The sequence below is a fragment of the Bacteroides gallinarum DSM 18171 = JCM 13658 genome (assembly GCF_000374365.1).
GTDB lineage: Bacteria > Bacteroidota > Bacteroidia > Bacteroidales > Bacteroidaceae > Bacteroides > Bacteroides gallinarum.
Genome location: NZ_KB894129.1, coordinates 1 through 17,030 on the forward strand (window position 1 = coordinate 1; position 17,030 = coordinate 17,030).

Consider the following 17,030-nt stretch of genomic DNA (forward strand, 5'->3'; position numbering starts at 1 on the left):
CACGGAACAGGAAGACGGAAATCCTGTGGATTTTCTTTGGAATACATACGGCAAATGCCGTACTGATGATAGACAAGATCAGGAACAGGACGGTGAAAGCGGCATGATATGATTTTACAGGCAGAGGCAGAAGATGTCTTCAGACTTCTTCCCGAGCGTCATGTCTTGTAGGGTAAGATTGTGTGAGAAATTACAGGAATAGGACTATAAAAATGGCATATGAAGTGAGTATGCTCTATCATCTTCATATGCCATCTTGATTTTTAGGGACATTTACTGAATATCCCAAGAAAGCCTTTTACCGTGTGACACCGGACTATTCCATTTCAATGCTGCACGAATGGAGAAAAGACTGCACAAACATCCGTTACCTCGCGGAAGCCACACCGGACACGGCAGACTATATAAACGGACTGCTGCGGATGCACGCTGTGGATGAAATCATACTATACACCGTTCCTTTCATATCCGGAAGCGGACGACATTTTTTTAAGTCGGCTCTGCCAGAGCAACACTGGACGCTTTCCTCTTTGAAAAGCTATCCCAACGGTGTATGTCGCATTATCTATATCCTTGATAAAAAAGCAAGATAGCCAAAATGTGCGGCAAGCATACATTTCTATTTTCAGGAATAGAATAAATGTTCCGATTACAAACAATTTAAGTCGGAGATAATTTGTCCTTGTGAAAAAATACTGAATTTTATACCTCTGAAATCCAGCACTTTGTAAAATTGAGTGTTGGATTTTTTATTTTCTGCCGCGTTTTTTGCCAATTATATTCATGTGCGCACGCAGAAAACAAAGTGTAATTTTCAAAATTGACAGAACCATGAATTATTTCTTGCTGGCGGAAACCGACTTTTTCCGCCTGATAAACGAAGCCGGCGACTGCAATATGGAAACGGCATACACGGCTTTCGCCACCCAAGTGATCGAACTGTGCAACGGCGGCATGGACATGAACCTTACCGTCATCGCGCTTGCCTACATCGAAATCGAGTTGCAGCACCATCCCGTACGTAATCTGTCAGAAGAAAAAAGAGAGATTGCCGCCTACGTCAGCAAGGCTCTGTCTTTCGTAAGAAAGATGCAGAAATTCCTTGCCACGCCCCAAGTGCCACCACTAATATCCGCCAACAACGCAACAGAAACCACCGCCAGCCTTCTTCAATGGACGGGCAATGCCATCGACCTCGTGGAACTTATCTACGGCATAGACGTGATGGGCTGCATCAACAACGGCAATATGCCGCTCAAACAGCTCGCCCCACTTCTCTATAAGATATTCGGGGTTGATTCTAAAGACTGCTACCGCTTCTACACTGATATCAAACGCCGGAAGAACGAAAGCCGCACCTATTTCATTGACAGGATGCAGGAAAAACTGAACGAGAGAATGTTGCGTGATGAGGAGTTGGAGCGGATGAGAAAATAAAAAAATATCCATTACATATGAGAAGACAGGAATACTCGTATCCTGTCTTTTTATTTTCATTTAATTATATATTAATTAGCACAATATATGTGAGTTTTTCATTCCTATAAGGACAAATTTCAGAAACGTATGTCTGGTAAATTATTGAGTCATCATAGTATGAACATATATCATTACTAAAAACAATGAAACAACTTCCATAAGATTGTGGTTGTAAAAATCGCCATTTAATAGCCCGTTTTTTTTGTAAAATTCGCCAATTAAAAAAATATGATTATCTTTGCATTATATTTTATAAGGTATGGAAACAGTAAATAGAATACTTCAAGAGAAGATTACAGCACGAATCGCGCCCAATAAAGCAGTACTGATTTTTGGTGCTCGCCGTGTTGGTAAAACGGTAATGATGCGTAAAATTGTGGACAACTATTCAGGTAGGACGATGATGCTCAACGGCGAAGACTACGACACATTAGCACTATTGGAGAATCGCTCAATAGCCAATTATCGGCATTTATTGGATGGTATTGATTTGCTGGCTATTGATGAGGCACAGAACATACCACAAATCGGTAGTATTCTGAAGTTGATAGTTGATGAAATACCGGGAATAAGTGTCTTGGCAAGTGGTTCTTCGTCATTCGATTTGCTGAATAAGACTGGTGAACCGTTGGTCGGCCGCAGTACGCAATTTCTCCTTACACCATTCTCGCAACGGGAAATCGCACAGACGGAAACGGCACTTGAAACCCGCCAGAACCTCGAAGCGCGCTTGATTTACGGTTCCTATCCCGAAGTAGTAATGATGGAGAACTATGAACGTAAAACAGACTACCTACGTGATATTGTCGGTGCATACCTGCTTAAAGATATCTTAGCAATTGACGGCTTAAAAAATTCGAGCAAGATGCGCGATCTACTGCGATTGATAGCTTTTCAGTTGGGCAGCGAAGTTTCTTACGAAGAGTTAGGTAAACAACTCGGCATGAGCAAGACGACCGTTGAAAAATACCTCGACCTATTGGAAAAGGTCTTCGTTATCTATCGTCTGGGGGCTTATTCGCGTAACCTACGCAAGGAGGTTACAAAAGCTGGCAAGTGGTACTTCTACGACAACGGCATTCGCAATGCCATTATCGGGGCTTTCTCACCGCTGGCCATTCGGCAGGATGTCGGTGCGCTGTGGGAGAACTACATCATCGGAGAGCGGCGCAAAGCGAACTTCAATGAGGGACTGCACAGGGAGTTCTATTTCTGGCGCACCTACGACAAACAGGAAATCGACCTGATTGAGGAGAGTGCCGACAGTCTTACCGCCTTGGAGTTCAAGTGGGGAAATAAAATGCCGGCCGCACCGAAAGCCTTCCAAGAAGCCTATCCCTATGCCGAGTTTCATGTGGTAAATCGGGAGAATTATTTGGAGTTCGTATAATCAATAAATTACGTATATGGAAACAAAACTACAATCCAAACAGCAATATCCGCGGTTTATCCAAAATAAACCGTGTGGTATTGACAAATTCGATGGAGGTTCGCAAGAAAGGTTGGCAAAAACTATTGCTCGCCATTTTTGTCAGAATGATTCATTGGATGAGGAATGTACTTTACCTCGAATTATCGGCATCGAAGGTATTTGGGGATCTGGAAAATCCAACGTGGTTAAAATGTTGGAACGTGAATTATCAGACGACTATTACTTTTTTGAGTATGACGCATGGGGACATCAAGAGGACTTGCAACGCCGCTCTATATTGGAATTGCTTACAAGCAAACTTATTGATGATGGTATCCTATCTGGAAATGCAACAATAAAAGTCAAAGGTGGAGGTACGAAAACCGTATCATGGTCTGAAAAGCTGAAATATTTATTAGCCCGTAAAACGGAGACCGTAACCGAAAAATATCCCCTTATCAGTAATGGTATGGTTGCGGCATTTTTGGTTGCAGTTTTAACTCCGATATTTACATTTATTGCGTATGCAGTAAAACCTACACCCACAACATGGTGGTTTTCTTTATTGTCTATTATCATAGCTGCACTGCCAGTTCTTATTGCATTGTGCGTTTGGAAATGGGCATATAGCAAAGATCATAAATATGGATGGAGTTATATGTTAGCTATTTATCAAGATAAAGTCGAAAAGGACGTTTGCTATGAGACTTTGAGCGAAGACGAACCAACGGTTTACGAGTTCAAAACATGGATGCAAGACATTTCTGATTTTATCAAGGAAAAAGGACAACGTAAATTAGTCCTTGTTTTTGACAACATGGATCGTCTCCCCGCTGAAAAAGTAAAAGAATTATGGTCTTCTATCCATACGTTCTTCGCCGATAGCGGTTTTGAAAATGTTTGGGCTGTTATTCCTTTCGATGAAACACATTTAGCTTGTGCATTCGGAGATGAGACCGACGAACAAACGAAACAACTGACCAAGTATTTTATCAATAAAACTTTCCCTATTGTTTATCGTGTTGCTCCTCCTGTTATTACCGACTATCGAAGTATATTCAACAAACTGTTTGTTGAAGCATTTGGAGAAACAGAAAATGAAGCGAAAGAAACTATAAATCTGATATTCAGATTGGTAAATCCTAATGCCAATGTTAGGGAAATTATATCATATATCAATGAGATGGTCGCTCTTAAACAAGAGTGGTGTAACGAAATTTTGATGATAAACATAGCATTGTTCTGTTTGAAGAAGACGGATATTCTGGCAAATCCAGTAGAACAAATATTGTCCGGCGACTATCTGAATGGCATTCAAACAATAATTAACAATGATCTGCAAACACAACGCGAAATTGCAGCTTTGGTATATGGTGTCGATGTTGAAGATGCTCGACAAATTCCATTGAAAAAATATATTGAAGGCTGCATCAACGGAGAAGAAGACCACGACATAAATCAATATGCAGAGACTAATAAACAATTTGACACTGTATTAGAAGAAGTTATACAATGTATGGACAATGCGCTTATCGATAAGATTATACATTGTTTGCATAAATTAACTCGAAAGAGCGATGTTATTCTGCGTGTATGGCAAAGAATAGCACAATTGAAATTAAAAGAATCCATAGAGAAGCAGGTGTTCCCTGTCGAATACCAAGAACTGCTGTTGCATTTAGACACGGAAAGCCAAAACCATGTGATTGCTCAATTATATAAGAAGATAGTTCGGTTCAATGACTTCAATGGCGGCGACTATTTCAAAACGTTAGATGCAATAGACAGGTTTATTGCGCAAAATAAGTTGGCGTGCGATTTTACGTCATTGATTGAAGCAAAAACAGTCAAGCCAAATACATTTATCGATTATATTCAAGCTGCAAATGCAACAGATGCTGCCTATCGGGATAACGCGACAACTAAAGCATATAAATATTATCAAGTAGCAACAAATTCGGAGGCGCTCGATAATTATTTGGCAAACTTACTACCCGATAATTTCGACCATGCAGATATTGTAAAAACGTTAAAAGATAATTCTACCTATACGTTTCCAACGCTTTTGCAAGCGATCACGAATTGCATTGATGAACAGAATGTAAATAAAGATAATATAGGGGCTATATTTACAACCTATCGTTTATTGGCATCTGACGAAGAAAGACCTTTACCTGTAACGTTAGATTCAACCTACATAAATCAGTTGCATTCTGAATTAGAAACTGATGGCCGAAACATTAAAGAGTCTGGATATTACGATTTAGTCGCCATGCAATTGGCACATGGTCATTCCGTTTCCTTAATAGAGGGTGGAGATATAAAATATGTTGCAGAACTCATGGACTATTATGTGGATCATGGAGACTTATTAGTAAATAGTGTGGGATGGAATATACCGCTATTAAATGAAACACTACAATACATGGTAAATCATAAACTTGGCTATAAATTATTGCTCTCAGACATATTGCCCCAATTTGAAGATATTAAGAACAGAATAGGTGTAACGGATGAGGTATTTATCGAGCATTTAGCAGAGTGGAATACCGATTTGGATAAGTATATCACTAAGAACAATATTAAAGATGTAATTCCTGACGCATCTTTTTACGATTTGACCACTAAAATAAGCAATGTCCTGACCGATCATATCAATAAAATAGCGTTCGAAGCGTTGTCTGAAATAAGTGTTGATACATTATACGCCCAAAGAACAGCACATACATCATATTATTGGTTTGTCGCAATAAAACATTTACTGGCTAAAATCAAATCCTTGCCAGATAACTTGACTGAATTTGGCAAAAAGATTCTGATGGATATTGCTTCTGGAACTCAAAGTTTGAATCCTTTCCCTAATTGTTTCAAGAATATAGTTGAAAGATTGGATAAACGAAAAATTAAATCGACAGTTACCGATATAAGAAATGATTTCTGCATCGGTAAAAAGACTATCAATGCAATAAAGTTTCAATTTTTCGAAACATGGCTTAGATCGCATGGTAATTTGAAAAGTCAAGCTGGAGACGTTATTGATAAAATAGTGAAACCTGTAATTTCCGATGGGGCATGCCGTTCATTGATTCTGCAAAACAAAGATTTTTATATGGATTTAATAAATACAGCAGGGGATGATGCTTATGAATTGAAAAAGAGTCTCCGAAACCTCATACAAAAAGATTCAGATCCGCAATTGGTTAAATTTGTCAATTCGATAGATTCAGTACCTGAGGTTGAAACCGCGTAAGTATTTGTCTAACAAGTCCGAATTTTACGATTTTACCCGTCAGAACTGAAGTGCCCCCCAAAAAAATTGTATCCAACTTTTGGGGGTCACTTCAAACTTCGATAGGGATAATTTTCAATTTTGGGGACTTGTTAGACAGTCTCATTATCTGGTAGCAGTTTACACAGCACCGGATCGTTTTTGATACGCTCCAGTTCCTCCTGCACAATCTGCTTCACCTCTTCCTTGATGCGCCGGTAGTTCGCCTGCACCGTTTCCTTCATGCGGTCGTTGCCGTCCTCGTCCGTGAAGTTTGTAATGACGGGAATTTTCTTGTAGGCACTTTCTTCCCGTTTCACCTTTTCGGCATCCACCACAATCTCGCAATGAAAAATCTTCTGCTCGATACGCTCGTTGAAGTTGTCGGATACAGAACCGACAAACATTCCCTGCGTAAGCCCGGAAATCTTACTCGGTGGAATGAGCGCGTCCATCTGCGTGTTGATGGAGGTGGAAACATCCTGCCGGTTGATGGAGATGGACTGCCGTTTCTGCAACACCTTACCGAACCGCTCGGAGAGCGTCTTGGCTGTTTCCCCCACCACCTGACCGGAGAAAATATTGCCGACAGTGTTCATCACCACTTTCGCCTCTTTGTCCCCGTAGTCACGCACTAACTGGCTGAAATCCTGAAAGCCCAGACACACGGCAACCTTGTTGCTTCGGGCGGTAGCTATAAGATTGTCCAACCCTTTGAAGTATATTGTGGGCAACTCGTCGATGATGACCGATGACTTCAGCATCCCCTTCTTGTTGATGAGCTTCACGATACGGGAATTATACAGACCGAGTGCCGCACCGTAGATATTCTGACGGTCGGGATTGTTACCCACGCAGAGGATTTTCGGCTCTTCGGGATTGTTGATGTCCAGCGTAAACTCGCTGTCTGACATCACCCAGTAGAGCTGCGGTGAAATCATCCTCGAAAGCGGGATTTTTGCCGACGCTATCTGACCCATGAGCTGCTCCGCAGCCCCTCCAAGCCACGCATCCATGAACGGCGAAAGGTAGTTCTCCAGCTCCGGATAAGAGGTCAGTATCGGAAATATATCCTCGTAACGGCGGTTCAGAAACTCGATAGCATGGGGAAACGTGCAAAACTTCCCGTTCTGATAGATTTTGAGATACCAGATAATACTGGCAAACAGAATGATAGGTGACTCCACGAAGAAGTCGCCCTGCTTTTGCACCCACGTTTTATTGAGGTTGAGCATTATTGTGTAGGCACTCTCATAGGCATCCGTAATATCTTCCATAAAATCCGGGTGAATGGGATTGCACCGATGAGAGCGTCGCGGGTCGTCGAAGTTGATCACATAGAACTTCGGCTTTACCTTGTAGCCGTCCGGGTGGTTCAGCAAATGGTTGTAGGCAATAGTAGATAGGTCGGGATACTTGAAATCGTAGATGTATTGACTAAAGCCCTTTTCAATCTGTTGCTTGATAAAATTGTTTACCACGGCATAGGACTTGCCGCTGCCCGGCGTACCCAACACGATGGACGCACGGAAGGGATTAACTACATTGATCCAACCGTTGTTCCAGCGTTTCCTGTAATAGAAACGTGTCGGCAGATTGACCGAATACTCGCTTTCGATAAGCCTCGTTTCCTGCATGAAACTCTCGTTCTCGTTGTTGAAAACATCCTCCATCAAATTGTGTTTCAACAGGCGGCTCATCCACAGACCACCCATCAACAGGCAGACATAGCCCGTTCCAATGGTAAGGACATACAGTCCCGTCACCGCTTCAAGCGGCAGCGGCAGGGGCAGCAACCACCAGTTCAGGAAAAACAGCACGAACCCGACGGCAAATGCTGTCCAGATTCTCCCCCAAGTGATTTTCTCACCCTTGACACCCTTCGTACCCAGACAGGACAAGGCAAGCAAAAGGACGGAAAACAGCTTCGTGTAGAGAATGGAATGGAACAGCCCCGCCGTGCGGTCGAAGTTCAGAAGGATTTTGTCCACCACGCCGATGTTCACGCCCCACAGCCGGATGGCTTCGTAGCAGAACCAGTACACGTTCATGACCACTAAAATGATACTCACGGCACGCAGAAAATCCATGATTTTCGCCAATGCCCTCAAATCGTCTTCTTGTTGTGACATACATTGATTTTTTAATTGTTGATACTCTGATTACATACCCAAGCCCTTGCGTTTTTTCTTCTTTTTGCGCTTCATCGCCCGGATGAAAGCCTCTTCCTCGGCATCTACCGCCGGACCTTCGGGAGTGAGCAAGCCCATACCGCCCGATATATCTTCACTGTCGTAGGCGGTCTGCCCGTGTGCCTTGTCCGCAGCATCCACAGGGATGGATAGCGGTATCGGCGGTTGTCCGGCGTATGGCAGGGTGAAGTGTTCCTGCAAGGCATTCGCCGAAAGCTCCTTACCCATGCGCGAACCGTTCAGCACGCATCCCGTGCGGTGGTCGATGAAGGTAGCCCCATAGATGCGCCCTTCCTCTGTGTAGCGCAGTACGGTGTCGATGCCCTTCTCTTTGAGTTGGGATACAAATTTGTCCTTGTCATAAGTGCCTTGCAGCACGGAAAGGACGGTGCGTTTCGTCATGTCTGCCAGTTTCCTATCCTTGATTTCCGATTTGGAACGGACAAACTTCTTCTGTACGGCTTCATAGCCTGCGGACTTCCCGAAAAGCGAGGATTTGAACGGGTTGCCCACCTTGTTACCCTTGTCGTCCGTGACGGAATAGACCAGCCCGTGATACTCCCGTCCGCGCACGTTGCCCCTCGCTTCCTCCACCGTCATATTATATAAGGAAAGGAGCGCACGGTATTCGCCCATCGTCTGGAAACGGTACTGCCCATTCAGAGCCTTCACGGTGTTGCCTACCTGCTTCTTCACATCACCTGCCGATGCGGCCACCTTGCGCAACGGATTATCCAATCTCTGATTTTTACGTTCTGCCGGATGCAATCCGTACTTCTGTTCCAGTTCCCTGCGGATACGGTCGCTGCGGCGGTAGAGAAAATCCCGGTTGAGCCTTTTCCCGTTCTCGTCCACGTTGACCGTCACGATGTGCAGGTGGTGGCGGTCGATGTCCTCGTGCTTGAATACAAGATAAGGCTGGTTTCCGAAACCGAGTTTTTCCAGATACTCGCGGGCGATATTCTGCAACTCAATATCGGTCAGCACATCCTCCGGGTGCGGGTTGAGAGAGATATGCACCACCGGCTTCTCGATCTTCATCTGCGGTGGCAGGAAGGTGAGAAAACCCTCCATCGCCTTGCCTATGTCCACCGTTCCCGAACCGTCATTGTAGATGCGGTTGGTGGTGAGAAGCCGCCCCTGCGCCTCGTTAATCTTCTCCCCGTTGTAGGCAATCGCGCCGTACAACGAACTTCCTACACTGATTTTTGCGACCATTTTGCCTCCATTTCCCTTGAAAGTTCCACAATCCGGCGGCTCAGTTTCACGAGTTCGACGGTGTGTTGCTCTAATTTGTAGAGCAACGCCATCGCCTTTTTCTCTGAAAAATGCAGCCTCAGTTCCTTCACGACTTGGTTGTAATTCGTACCCACGGCACGGAATTGTGCATGAAAATCCGACAGTTTGGTGTAATAGTCCACCAACGTCTTGTCCACCTTCAGCACCTTGAACGGTTGCCCGAAGAAGTGCGCTTTGAGGAAAACAGACCGTGCATAGACACCCGATTTTCCGAACATGGCGAGGAAACGGTTGTGTTCCTCCTCGTTGAAACGGACGGTGTACCGGTACACCGCCGGATCAAGTTTGGGATTTCTCCCTGATTTGCTTTTCCTTTTCTCTTTCATATTACTTTGGATTTAGCGGATTGACGGCATAAGCCGCCGCTTCGGATTACAGCACCGCAGTTCTGAAAGGCTTCCCGACTTCGGAGGGAAAGCCCGCCCCCTGCAAGGGCAAGTGCTTTTCGTGGCTGCTCAAAATATTTTGAGCGGCTGAAAAGACATCTTGCTATGTTCAGGTGAACATAAAAATCCGTCGGGGACGGATTGGGGGAATGCCTTTCAAACTCCGGGCTGCGCCACCTGCGGCGAACCCTGCCGTTCGGGGGCAAAGTTACGACCTTAAAGCGGTACCGGACAGAGGCTTGACCCGGTCAATGGCTGCCAACCGGCGCAACATGCTGCCACTTGCCGGAGAAGTGATACAAGTTCCGGAATATACTTGTTTATTTGCAGCATGATTCAAGAAACGAACGATTTGAAGATATGGAAAAAGGAACTTTCAGATACCCGGCAAACCGCTTAGGCGGACATTTGCAAAACCGAATATCCGCACTGCCGGATACCCGGTTTTACAACAACGCGGTGATTCACGGATTCAATGACTTCATGACGCAATGCCGTCATTCACCGGTTATCCGAATCCCGGCTTCACCGTTGAAACGGATACGTGACGGACCGCCCGGATAATGATTCGCGGACGCGGATATATACGTCACCGCTTCCATACAGGAACAGGAAAACAATTCATCAACCATTAAAAGCAATAGAACCATGAGTAATGAAATCTTCGTTGCATTCGCAACACAAAAGGGAGGCATCGGCAAATCCACCGTCACGGCTCTTGCCGCCAACTACCTCCACAACGTGAAGGGCTACAATGTCGCCGTCATAGACTGCGACGACCCGCAACACAGCATCCACGGTCTGCGTGAACGTGAAACGAAACTTATTGACGAGAGCCTCTATTTCAAGGCTCTCGCGTGCGACCACTTCCGCAAGGTCAGGAAGAACGCCTACCCGGTCATCAAGAGTAACTCACAGGACGCCCTCGACGATGCCGACAGGATGCTCGTCAGCGAGGAGGTGAAACCCGACATCGTGTTCTTCGACATGCCGGGCACGCTCCGTAGCGACGGCGTTGTCAAGACGCTCTCCCAGATGGACTACATCTTCACGCCCATGAGTGCCGACCGCTTCGTCGTGGAAAGTACCCTGCAATTCGCCGCGATGTTCCGTGACAACCTAATGACGACGGGACAGGCGAAAACAAAAGGTCTTCACCTGTTCTGGACGATGGTGGACGGCAGGGAGAAGAACGGGCTGTACGACCTGTATGAAGATGTGATTGCCGAAATGGGACTGTCGGTCTTGTCCACACGCCTGCCCGACAGCAAGAAATTCCGGCGCGACCTCTCGGAAGAACGCAAGGGCGTTTTCCGCTCGACCATCTTCCCGATGGACACGTCCCTGCTGAAAGGGAGCGGCATCCGTGAGTTCTCGGAAGAGATTGTCAGCATCATCAAACCGCGATGAACATGGGCAGCAGGAAAGTGAACACCGAAGGCATCGACGAGGAACTGTTGATAGCCTCTATCGGCAGGCGCAAGCAGGACGGAACCCTGTACCGCGCGCAGGAGCCGCCCGCGCCGGCCCCCGAAGAAGAAAGCGTTCCCGAATCGGAACAGCCGTCCGCACCGTCACCGGCAAAGGAGAAACCGCTGAAAGACAGCGGACGCCGCAAACGGCAGGAGGACGACTACACCGGACTGTTCCTGCGCCGCAACGAGATAAAGACACGTCAGTGCGTCTATATCAGCCGCGACGTACACAGCAAGATTCTTAAAATCGTTAACGACATCGCCGGGCGGGAAATCTCGGTAGGCGGCTACGTGGACACCGTGCTGCGCCAGCATCTGGAACAGCACAAGGAGAAAATAAACGAACTGTACAGGAAACAACGTGAAGACTTAATATGAATATGGATATGAATCAGGAAAAGAACCAGAAAAACAGAAATCCGCATCATGACGGCGGAAGTATGCTTGCCCAAGTGCAGGCGAGTGTGGAAATCCTGTCGCCCGTGCCGGTAGGCTGCAAATGCGGCGAAAAGGACTATGAACGGCTTTTCATCCGTGAACCCGAAGTGAAGGCGCGGGAGGGGAAGATGGCGTATGTGCGCCCGGAGTACCACGACCGCATCATGCGCATCACCCGTGTGATCGGGCATGACCGGCTGTCGCTGTCCGCCTACATCGACCATGTGCTTACGCACCACTTCAACCAGTGCGAGGAGGCGATAAAGAGCCTTTACGCCCGGAATTACAATTCAGTATTTTAACCGTCAAAAAGAAACAGACATGAAAAGAAAAAAGAATGACTATCGCGCCTTCCTGAAAAAATCAGGCATCAAGGCGAGAGAGGGAAAGCAAGTGTACATCAGTTTGGCAAACCACAGCGTGATAACCGAAATCACCTATTTATTAGGTAAAGGAAATCTGACCATCGCCGACTATCTGGACAATGTGCTTAACGAACATTTCCAGACACACCGTGCCGAAATCAACCGTATGTTGGACTCAGTCCCCAAAGTAGAGCTATGAGCATGACGATGATTCTCCTGACTGTATCGGTGGGCTGTAACCTGTGGTTCCTGTTCCTGCTGCTCTACGACCGCATCATGGAAACGAAGCTCGTCCGCTTCCTTAGAGGCATTGCCGGACTGTGGAGGTCGTTGGGCGGCACGATGGTAAAGCAGGAAACAGTACGGGAAACACCACCCGCAGAAAAACCGGACATCATCGGCAAGAGCCGTTTCAGGATGGCATCGACCCGGACAACCGCTGCCATACCGGCGCAAGAAGCTGCCACTTCGGAAAAAGGCATTGGGCTGGCGGAAGAAGACGCTACTTTTGACGACGGAAACGCGGAAGCCGTGTACCGTCCGGCACAAGTCCCGGAAGAGAAGCTCGACGAAACCTTCACGAGCATGCAGCCTTCGGAACTGGAGTTCGGAGAGGACGAACCGGAAGAGAATGGTCCGGATCTGCCACGGGCTTCAGGCAACAGCTTCGACGAGATAGACGATGCCGTCAAGACCGCCAAGAATCCGCAGGCGACAACGGCGGAACAGGACCGGGCAGCAAAGGTCTTCACCGACATGGAAGGGACGGAACTGTACGAGAAACTGATGGCAGGCTCGACAGAACTGAGCATCCGCATCAAGGGGCTTATTGAAATCCGGCTGAAGAAACCGGACAAGGAATTTACCGTCCCCGACAATATCGAGGAGTTCGACATCCGGAAGTATGTGTAACGAAAGACGATAGAAAAAATGAAAACGTAAGACAACATCACACCACGCGGCACGGCGGTACAAGGTACGGCCCGTCCGCAACGGACCCTCCCAAGTCCGTGGAAACAAAGGGAGAATCCACTAAACCAAAGTAAAGTAATCAAGTATCAACCGCCCGAAAAAGGACCATCCACCCTTTGGACGGCACAAAACAAGAACAGTTTATGAACAAGAACATCAGACAAAAGTTCATCATCTCTGCGGCACTTCTGGTTGCCGCAACCGCCTCCGCCTTCGCGCAGGGAAACGGCATGGCGGGCATCAACGAAGCCACCTCTATGGTGAGTTCCTATTTCGATCCGGGAGTGAAACTGATTTACGCCGTCGGTGCTGTAATCGGTCTTATCGGAGGCGTAAAAGTGTACGGAAAATTCTCGTCCGGCGACCCCGACACCTCGAAGACCGCCGCAAGCTGGTTCGGAGCGTGCATTTTCCTGATTGTCGCCGCGACTATCCTGCGTTCATTCTTCCTTTAATAAACAATGTATGGCTGAATACCCGATAAACAAGGGTATCGGCCGTCCGGTCGAGTTCAAGGGTCTGAAGGCACAATACCTCTTCATTTTCTGCGGAGGTCTGCTGGCTCTCTTCATCCTGTTCGTCATCCTCTACATGGTCGGCATCGACCAGTGGGTATGTATCGGCTTCGGCGCGGCATCGTCCTCCGTCCTCGTATGGCAGACCTTCGCGCTGAACGCACGGTACGGCGAACACGGGCTTATGAAGCTGGGAGCGGCACGGAACCATCCCCGATACCTTATCAACCGGCGGCGGATCACCCGATTATTCAAACGGCAACGAAAGGAAGAAACGACATGAGAAATACATCCAAAATGACGACACTGGAAAACAGGTTCCCGCTATTGGCGGTGGAGCATGGCTGCATCATCTCCAAAGACGCCGACATCACGGTGGCTTTCGAGGTGGAGCTGCCGGAGCTTTACACCGTGACGGGCGCGGAGTACGAGGCGATACACGGCTGCTGGTGCAAGGCTATCAAGGTGCTGCCGGACTTCTGCGTCGTCCACAAGCAGGACTGGTTCATCAAGGAACGCTACAAGCCGGAACTGCAAAAGGAGGACATGAGCTTTCTGAGCCGCTCCAACGAGCGTCACTTCAACGAGCGTCCGTACCTGAAGCACACCTGCTACCTCTACCTGACCAAGACGACGAAGGAGCGCAACCGGATGCAGAGCAACTTCAGCACGCTGTGCCGGGGGCATATCATCCCGAAGGAACTGGACAAGGAAACCGCCGGGAAGTTTATGGAGGCCGCCGAACAGTTCGAGCGCATCATGAACGACAGCGGCTTTGTCAGGCTGCGCCGGCTCTCCACCGACGAGATTGTCGGCACGGAGAAGTCCGCCGGGCTGATAGAGCGTTACTTCTCGCTTATGCCCGAAGGGAATGCGACCTTGCAGGACATCGACCTCTCGGCAAGGGAAATGCGCATCGGCGACAACCGCCTGTGCCTGCATACCCTCTCCGACGCGGAGGACATGCCCGGAAAGGTGGCTACCGACATCCGCTACGAGAAACTCTCCACGGACAGAAGCGACTGCCGCCTCTCCTTCGCATCCCCGGTTGGGCTGCTGCTCTCCTGCAACCACATCTACAACCAGTATGTGCTAATAGACAACAGCGAGGAAAATTTGCAGAAGTTCGAGAAGTCCGCAAGGAACATGCAGTCGCTCTCCCGCTATTCGAGGAGCAACAGCATCAACCGCGAGTGGACGGACCGCTACCTGAACGAAGCCCATTCCTACGGGCTGACCTCGGTGCGGGCGCACTTCAACGTCATGGCGTGGAGCGACGACGCGGAGGAACTGAAGCATATCAAGAACGACGTGGGCAGCCAGCTGGCAAGCATGGAGTGCGTGCCGCGCCACAACACCATCGACTGCCCGACGCTCTACTGGGCGGCGATGCCCGGCAACGCGGCGGACTTTCCAGCCGAGGAAAGTTTCCATACGTTCATCGAGCAGGCGGTGTGCCTGTTCACGGAGGAAACCAACTACCGCAGCTCGCTCTCGCCCTTCGGCATCAAGATGGTGGACAGGCTCACGGGGAAGCCCCTGCACCTCGACATCAGCGACCTGCCGATGAAGCGCGGCATCACCACCAACCGCAACAAGTTCGTATTGGGTCCTTCGGGCAGCGGCAAGTCGTTCTTCATGAACCACCTCGTGAGGCAGTATTGGGAACAGGGCGCGCACGTGGTGCTGGTGGACACGGGAAACTCCTATCAGGGCTTGTGCGAAATGATCCGGCGCAAGACAAACGGCGCGGACGGCGTGTATTTCACCTATACGGAGGAGAAACCGATTTCGTTCAACCCGTTCTACACCGACGACTACGTGTACGACGTGGAGAAGAAGGACAGCATCAAGACGCTGCTGCTGACGCTCTGGAAGTCGGAGGACGACAAGGTGACGAAGACCGAGAGCGGCGAGCTGGGCAGCGCGGTGAACGCCTACATCGAACGCATCAGGGCTGACCGGAGCATCGTCCCCTCGTTCAACACCTTCTACGAGTACATGCGCGACGACTACCGCCGCGAGCTGGCACAGCGTGACATCAAGGTGGAGAAGTCCGACTTCAACATCGACAACATGCTCACCACCATGCGGCAGTATTACCGGGGCGGACGCTACGACTTCCTGCTCAACTCCACGGAGAACATCGACCTGCTCGGCAAGCGGTTCATCGTCTTCGAGATTGACAGTATTAAGGAAAATCGCGAGCTTTTCCCTGTGGTGACCATCATCATCATGGAAGCCTTCATTAACAAGATGCGCCGTCTGAAAGGCGTGCGTAAATTGCTGATAGTGGAAGAGGCTTGGAAGGCTCTCTCTTCAGCGAACATGGCTGAGTACCTGCGCTATATGTACAAGACCGTGCGCAAGTATTTCGGCGAGGCGATCGTGGTGACGCAGGAGGTGGACGACATCATTTCCTCGCCCGTGGTCAAGGAGAGCATCATCAACAACTCCGACTGCAAGATACTCCTCGACCAAAGGAAATATATGAACAAGTTTGATGCCATACAGTCCCTTTTAGGTCTGACGGAGAAGGAGAAGTCGCAGATACTTTCCATCAACATGGCGAACAACCCCTCACGGCTCTACAAGGAGGTGTGGATAGGCTTGGGCGGCACGCAGTCGGCGGTCTATGCCACCGAAGTTAGTGCTGAAGAGTATCTGGCGTACACCACCGAGGAAACGGAAAAAGTAGAGGTGTACCGTTTGGCAGAGCAGCTGGGCGGCGACATCGAAGCCGCCATCCGGCAGCTTGCCGAAAGACGGAGAAACAAGGAATAGGCAATAAGTAAAACAGATTCATCAACTAAAAACAGAAAATGCGTATGAGTATATCAAGAACGAAAATGCTGCAAGTCAGCAAGTGTCTGATCGGGCTGGCGGTCATGGTGCTGCAATCCTGCGAAACCGTGGACAACCGCCGCGACCTGCTTTGCGGGAACTGGGAGAGCGTGGAGGGGAAGCCCGACGTGCTTATCTACAAGGAGGGTGAAGCCTACAAGGTGACGGTGTTCAAGCGGAGCGGCATCCGCCGCAGACTGAAGCCGGAAACCTACCTCTTGCAGGAGGAGAACGGCAACCTTTTCATGAACACCGGCTTCCACATCGACGTGTCCTACAACGAGGCGACGGACGTCCTGACCTTCTCGCCGAACGGGGACTACGTGCGTGTGACCCCGAAACCGGACCATCCGACAAGCGGAGAATAAATAATGAAACCCACTAAA

The 17,030-nt window shown here is 48.4% G+C and carries 14 protein-coding genes and 2 pseudogenes; 13 read left to right on the forward strand and 3 right to left on the reverse strand.

Features of this window, described 5'->3' with window-relative positions; genetic code table 11:
* Positions 1 to 278: 278 nt before the first annotated feature.
* The 4 genes and pseudogenes from C233_RS22560 to C233_RS0109715 all read left to right on the forward strand — a co-directional run.
* A pseudogene (locus C233_RS22560) lies at positions 279 to 593 on the forward strand (dihydrofolate reductase family protein); the annotation flags it as partial.
* 238 nt (positions 594 to 831) lie between these two features.
* Positions 832 to 1,437, forward strand: coding sequence for an RteC domain-containing protein (locus tag C233_RS0109705; protein WP_004304269.1), 606 nt, complete (start codon positions 832 to 834; stop codon positions 1,435 to 1,437).
* Between the two features lie 301 nt (positions 1,438 to 1,738).
* On the forward strand, positions 1,739 to 2,869 hold the full coding sequence (locus C233_RS0109710) for an ATP-binding protein (RefSeq protein WP_004291480.1): 1,131 nt from the start codon (positions 1,739 to 1,741) through the stop codon (positions 2,867 to 2,869).
* Positions 2,870 to 2,885: 16 nt separating this feature from the next.
* Positions 2,886 to 6,140, forward strand: coding sequence for a P-loop NTPase fold protein (locus C233_RS0109715; protein WP_018667406.1), 3,255 nt, complete (start codon positions 2,886 to 2,888; stop codon positions 6,138 to 6,140).
* Between the two features lie 131 nt (positions 6,141 to 6,271).
* Here the strand turns inward: C233_RS0109715 and mobC are convergent, their stop codons facing one another.
* From mobC to mobA, 3 genes are read right to left on the reverse strand one after another with little or no spacing between them, the layout of a single operon-like run.
* Positions 6,272 to 8,290 (reverse strand): conjugal transfer protein MobC, encoded by a 2,019-nt coding sequence (mobC, locus tag C233_RS0109720; RefSeq protein ID WP_004291482.1) that lies wholly within the window; start codon positions 8,288 to 8,290, stop codon positions 6,272 to 6,274.
* Positions 8,291 to 8,320: 30 nt separating this feature from the next.
* Complete coding sequence (gene mobB, locus C233_RS0109725; protein WP_004291483.1) at positions 8,321 to 9,568, reverse strand: conjugal transfer protein MobB; 1,248 nt, start codon at positions 9,566 to 9,568, stop codon at positions 8,321 to 8,323.
* Positions 9,547 to 9,975 carry a conjugal transfer protein MobA gene (gene mobA / locus C233_RS0109730; protein WP_004291488.1) on the reverse strand — a complete coding sequence of 143 codons (429 nt, stop codon included), beginning with the start codon at positions 9,973 to 9,975 and terminating at the stop codon, positions 9,547 to 9,549. The genes mobB and mobA overlap by 22 nt, the downstream gene beginning before the upstream one ends.
* A 420-nt stretch (positions 9,976 to 10,395) precedes the next feature.
* On the opposite strand from mobA, the pseudogene C233_RS0109745 reads away from it, so the two are divergent.
* From C233_RS0109745 to C233_RS0109785, 9 genes and pseudogenes are all read left to right on the forward strand, one after another.
* Positions 10,396 to 11,445 (forward strand): annotated as a pseudogene (locus C233_RS0109745) (ParA family protein).
* Between the two features lie 2 nt (positions 11,446 to 11,447).
* Positions 11,448 to 11,888 (forward strand): DUF3408 domain-containing protein, encoded by a 441-nt coding sequence (locus tag C233_RS0109750; protein ID WP_025069040.1) that lies wholly within the window; start codon positions 11,448 to 11,450, stop codon positions 11,886 to 11,888.
* An 8-nt stretch (positions 11,889 to 11,896) separates the two neighbouring features.
* On the forward strand, positions 11,897 to 12,250 hold the full coding sequence (locus C233_RS0109755; protein WP_025069039.1) for a DUF3408 domain-containing protein: 354 nt from the start codon (positions 11,897 to 11,899) through the stop codon (positions 12,248 to 12,250).
* Positions 12,237 to 12,512, forward strand: coding sequence for a DUF3408 domain-containing protein (locus tag C233_RS0109760; protein WP_224263059.1), 276 nt, complete (start codon positions 12,237 to 12,239; stop codon positions 12,510 to 12,512). The genes C233_RS0109755 and C233_RS0109760 overlap by 14 nt, the downstream gene beginning before the upstream one ends.
* Positions 12,509 to 13,225 (forward strand): hypothetical protein, encoded by a 717-nt coding sequence (locus tag C233_RS0109765; protein WP_018667409.1) that lies wholly within the window; start codon positions 12,509 to 12,511, stop codon positions 13,223 to 13,225. Before C233_RS0109760 ends, C233_RS0109765 begins: the two co-directional genes overlap by 4 nt.
* Before the next feature lie 203 nt (positions 13,226 to 13,428).
* Positions 13,429 to 13,740 (forward strand): DUF4134 domain-containing protein, encoded by a 312-nt coding sequence (locus tag C233_RS0109770; protein ID WP_008782546.1) that lies wholly within the window; start codon positions 13,429 to 13,431, stop codon positions 13,738 to 13,740.
* Positions 13,741 to 13,750: 10 nt separating this feature from the next.
* A complete protein-coding gene (locus tag C233_RS0109775) occupies positions 13,751 to 14,083 on the forward strand; it encodes a DUF4133 domain-containing protein (protein ID WP_018667411.1) in 333 nt (110 codons plus the stop codon).
* The gene (locus tag C233_RS0109780) at positions 14,080 to 16,584 is read left to right on the forward strand and encodes a TraG family conjugative transposon ATPase (protein ID WP_018667412.1); all 2,505 of its coding nucleotides are present in this window, start codon (positions 14,080 to 14,082) and stop codon (positions 16,582 to 16,584) included. Before C233_RS0109775 ends, C233_RS0109780 begins: the two co-directional genes overlap by 4 nt.
* Positions 16,585 to 16,628: 44 nt before the next feature.
* A complete protein-coding gene (locus C233_RS0109785; protein WP_025069038.1) occupies positions 16,629 to 17,012 on the forward strand; it encodes a DUF3876 domain-containing protein in 384 nt (127 codons plus the stop codon).
* The last annotated feature ends 18 nt before the right edge of the window (positions 17,013 to 17,030 follow it).

Coding starts and splice junctions, on each gene's coding strand:
- C233_RS0109705 (WP_004304269.1), top strand. CDS start 832: ATGAATTATTTCTTGCTGGCGGAAACCGACTTTTTCCGCCTGATAAAC.
- C233_RS0109710 (WP_004291480.1), top strand. CDS start 1,739: ATGGAAACAGTAAATAGAATACTTCAAGAGAAGATTACAGCACGAATC.
- C233_RS0109715 (WP_018667406.1), top strand. CDS start 2,886: ATGGAAACAAAACTACAATCCAAACAGCAATATCCGCGGTTTATCCAA.
- mobC (WP_004291482.1), bottom strand. CDS start 8,290: ATGTCACAACAAGAAGACGATTTGAGGGCATTGGCGAAAATCATGGAT.
- mobB (WP_004291483.1), bottom strand. CDS start 9,568: ATGGTCGCAAAAATCAGTGTAGGAAGTTCGTTGTACGGCGCGATTGCC.
- mobA (WP_004291488.1), bottom strand. CDS start 9,975: ATGAAAGAGAAAAGGAAAAGCAAATCAGGGAGAAATCCCAAACTTGAT.
- C233_RS0109750 (WP_025069040.1), top strand. CDS start 11,448: ATGGGCAGCAGGAAAGTGAACACCGAAGGCATCGACGAGGAACTGTTG.
- C233_RS0109755 (WP_025069039.1), top strand. CDS start 11,897: ATGAATCAGGAAAAGAACCAGAAAAACAGAAATCCGCATCATGACGGC.
- C233_RS0109765 (WP_018667409.1), top strand. CDS start 12,509: ATGAGCATGACGATGATTCTCCTGACTGTATCGGTGGGCTGTAACCTG.
- C233_RS0109770 (WP_008782546.1), top strand. CDS start 13,429: ATGAACAAGAACATCAGACAAAAGTTCATCATCTCTGCGGCACTTCTG.
- C233_RS0109775 (WP_018667411.1), top strand. CDS start 13,751: ATGGCTGAATACCCGATAAACAAGGGTATCGGCCGTCCGGTCGAGTTC.
- C233_RS0109780 (WP_018667412.1), top strand. CDS start 14,080: ATGAGAAATACATCCAAAATGACGACACTGGAAAACAGGTTCCCGCTA.
- C233_RS0109785 (WP_025069038.1), top strand. CDS start 16,629: ATGAGTATATCAAGAACGAAAATGCTGCAAGTCAGCAAGTGTCTGATC.